The 3,664-nt window shown below is 36.4% G+C and carries 2 protein-coding genes and 1 rRNA gene; all 3 read right to left on the minus strand.

Annotated features, from left to right (window positions below; translation table 11 throughout):
* Positions 1–97 (minus strand): 16S ribosomal RNA (locus EDD57_RS14095); the annotation flags it as partial.
* A 394-nt stretch (positions 98–491) separates the two neighbouring features.
* Complete coding sequence (locus EDD57_RS14100; RefSeq protein WP_131850052.1) at positions 492–1,919, minus strand: hypothetical protein; 1,428 nt, start codon at positions 1,917–1,919, stop codon at positions 492–494.
* A gap of 119 nt (positions 1,920–2,038) precedes the next feature.
* Positions 2,039–3,460 carry a CgeB family protein gene (locus tag EDD57_RS14105; protein ID WP_165873852.1) on the minus strand — a complete coding sequence of 474 codons (1,422 nt, stop codon included), beginning with the start codon at positions 3,458–3,460 and terminating at the stop codon, positions 2,039–2,041.
* Positions 3,461–3,664 lie beyond the last annotated feature (204 nt).

Consider the following 3,664-nt stretch of genomic DNA (forward strand, 5'->3'; position numbering starts at 1 on the left):
CCGTTCGCCGCTAGGAGCTAAAAGCTCCTCGCTCGACTTGCATGTATTAGGCACGCCGCCAGCGTTCGTCCTGAGCCAGGATCAAACTCTCCATTTAAAAGGAATGTTTAGTACGCGTTATCTGCGTGCTTAGCATTCCTTTAGTTCGACGGCATAGCCGTTCGAACTTCCGAGTTTAATTAGCTCAATTTAAAGTAATTTAACAGGTCTTGGTTCATTCACTCTTTAGTTTTCAAGGAACACATTTCTATATTTACAAAACTTATATTATTTTATCATTACTGATTCACTTTGTCAACAAGTAATTTTAATCATGTTATACTTGTTTGTTTATCTTGCGTGTTTTTTGGGTATCAGCAATGTCAACGTTGATTAATATAACATGTCCAAAATACAAACGTCAACATCTTTTTTCATATTTCATCTTAGTTCTTTTTATTTTGCATAATGGAGCTTAGGTACCTCTCATTTACCTAAGCTCCATTGTTACTCTAAGAAAAGATCGGAAATCTTATTAACAACATTGCTACTAACGTAGTTACCACTAATCCGATCATAACTGGAACTAGATTTCTTCTAGCTACTTCGATCGGATCCACTCCACAGATGGCCGCCGCCGGTAATATGGCCCAGGGCACAATCGTCCCTCCACCAATCCATATAGCCACAATTTGTCCAAGTGAGCTCAGAGTCGCAACTCCCCACTCGATACTCCCAACAAATATGTGTGAGAGTTGACCAATCAAAGCAATCCCTGAATAACCAGACCCATCCAAACCAGAGACGATTCCAATTCCTGTTATCAGAATTGCTCCTATTTCTGGAATTACTATAGCCGATTGTGAGAGGGCTACTCCAAAGTCATTAATAATTCCTTGAGATCCTTGTGGTAGAGTTTCTCCAAACACATCTAAGAATAAGGATCCTCCCAGATAAAAAAAAGATGCAATTGGGATAACTGGAGTAAATACTTTAAACGCAAACTGGAACCCACTTACCAAGTATTCGGTTGTTTGCGTAAAAGCCTTCTTATGATCAAAAAGTAGGTTTGTGATAATGAGAATAAAAATAGAGGTTCCTAAAATAAGTGCAGTTGCCTCATCACCTTGTAGGTCTGCATAAATTAAAGCAAATACATTTAATGAAAATAAGAGCACGATACAAATAGACCATCCTATTCCGATCACTTTCGATAACTGTTTCCCAGACCCCTCATTTTGAAGGAGATCATCTACATATAAACGATCAGATATACCTGTTGTAAATGTCATATTCCCATTCTTCATATCTCTTCTAATCAAATAGAAGGATACTATAGTGGTTACCAGACCCATAACAATTACTAACGGAACACTAGCCAGCATCACATCCGCAATCGGGATATTGGCTGCCTCAGAAGTTAGCTTGGGTGTTCCTTGAATCAAATAGTCCCCTGAAAGTGCGATTCCGTGTCCAAAAAGGTTCATAGAGATTGCCACCGCAATAGGTGGTAACCCCGCCCGAATGGCAGCTGGTAATAAGAATGCTCCTATCAAGGCAACTGCGGGTGAGGGCCAAAAGAACCAAGAAAAAACCATAATGGTAATACCGATAATCCAATAACCTGTAGAGTAATTTCGAATTAATCTTGAAAATGGTGCAACGAGGATTTTATTTACACCTGAGATATTTAGAACGTGAGTCATACCTACTATCACCGATATAACTAAAATCAAGCTTAATAATTGATTAAACGTGTAAAGAAACGAGTTGAAGATTGAACTAGTTGCAAGTAGTAAATCACCTGTGGCGACTAAACCCAAAACAAATATACCAATTGTACAAATGATGGCTGTATCCTTTCGATATACCATACTTACTACAATTACAATCACCATAAGTAGATATAGCCAATGAATAAAAGTTAAATCAACACTCATACCTCTCCCTCGTTCACATTTTATTTAGAAACATTCTAATTCTATGTTCACGATTATGTAATCATTCTTTTATAAAAAAGACCCTACTTCATCCGCTAGGATACTTCGGATAAAGAGAGTCATGAAAAACATATATCCAATAACTGCCTTAGCCTCTTTTCATAGGTATTTTCTCTCAATGTTCTCCTTAGTGTATTTATCTTAATTTTATTCATCTCTTGCTCATTTTTTAGATAGTACTCTATCTTATTGATAAAATCATCCGGATGTTTAAATGTTTCTATCTCTAATCCAGGTTTATAAAATTCATTTAAATCAGGTCTAATATCTGTTAATTGAAAAGATCCACAACTAGCGATTTCAAATGTACGATTGTTGATCGACAAAGCAGGTACTTGAAAATGGTTTAAGTTTTCATTATGCTCCCGATGGAGATTGATTACAATTTTGGCTCCATTATAATAGCGAGCGGCTTCTTCACCTGGTGTCCATCCAAGTCGGATCTTATCCTGCAATAAAGAGTAATTTTGAATTTGATCCCAATATAATCCTACTAAGAGTACATTCTTGGTAAGAAGATAGGACGAAATGGAATTAAAAAAAGCAGTGCGGCGTGCTCCATATAAAGATCCTACAAAACAGATATCAGAACGATAAGAAGAGGTTACATCCATGGGTCGGAAAACCTCAGGATCCGTGGCCAACGGAAGATGAAAAACATTTTGACATCCTATATTTCGATAAAACCCAATACAACCTGTATCTATGGTAAATACATAATCGTAATAGGCTGCAACTTCTTTTGAGACATCTATAAAGTACGGATCATCGGTAGCCCATAAAGCTGTTTTAATCCCTAAATTACGAATCAAAGAAATTTTCTGGGCAAGATACCCGTTATGGCCGAGTAATACGATGACCAAATCTGGCTTAAACTCATGAACAACTTGTAATACATCATCACCTTGATTGATAGCAAGGCTATGAGGAGTAATTATATCCAAAGTCTTAGTAATGGATTGTTCTATCGGCAAATACGGAAACACTATGCCAGTATTTACAAACAAGATTCGTTTGTTTTGATAGAGACTCTCTTTCGCTTGTTTAGCATCATATTCCATCTGTTCTATATTCTTCTTTTTTATAGAAACAGGCTTATCTGATTGATTTCTTCCTCGTATTACAATGTTACAGCAAAGATGTTTGCCCTCACTGAAAGCCCCGATCCAATCTAGTTGAGTCTTATTTTTTTGTTCGTACTTATCCATCATCTCTCGAACAATCTTTTTGACATGGAATTTATATTCTTTTATCTCATGTTTACGGAAAGAAATGGAAATCTTATAGGCAGCAACACCCTGATTCTTTTGGCCTATTACTTTCTTCATAAAATGATTTCGATTAGCATGGTCTCCATTTTTATCAAATAGTCTGTTTTGTTGTTCTATGTGTTTAATATAGATTCGAAGAGCTTTAATGGAAATTGATTGTTTAAGGTTTGAAAGCCGATAAGATCCAGTTCTTCTTACGCGTATAGACATCTCCATCCCCCTTATTAGATTGAAAATCTATACTAAGCTACACAGAAACAACAAACTATTTTCATTCTCATTACTTTATTCAATACCATGAAATACGCTTGTATAAAAACCTATGTATATCGTTCTTTACATAATAAAGAAAGCACCCAACTATAAGCTGAGTGCTTTCTTTATTATGTATGCCTGGCGACGTCCTACTCTTCC

Source organism: Baia soyae, assembly GCF_004341445.1.
GTDB classification, from domain to species: domain Bacteria; phylum Bacillota; class Bacilli; order Thermoactinomycetales; family Thermoactinomycetaceae; genus Baia; species Baia soyae.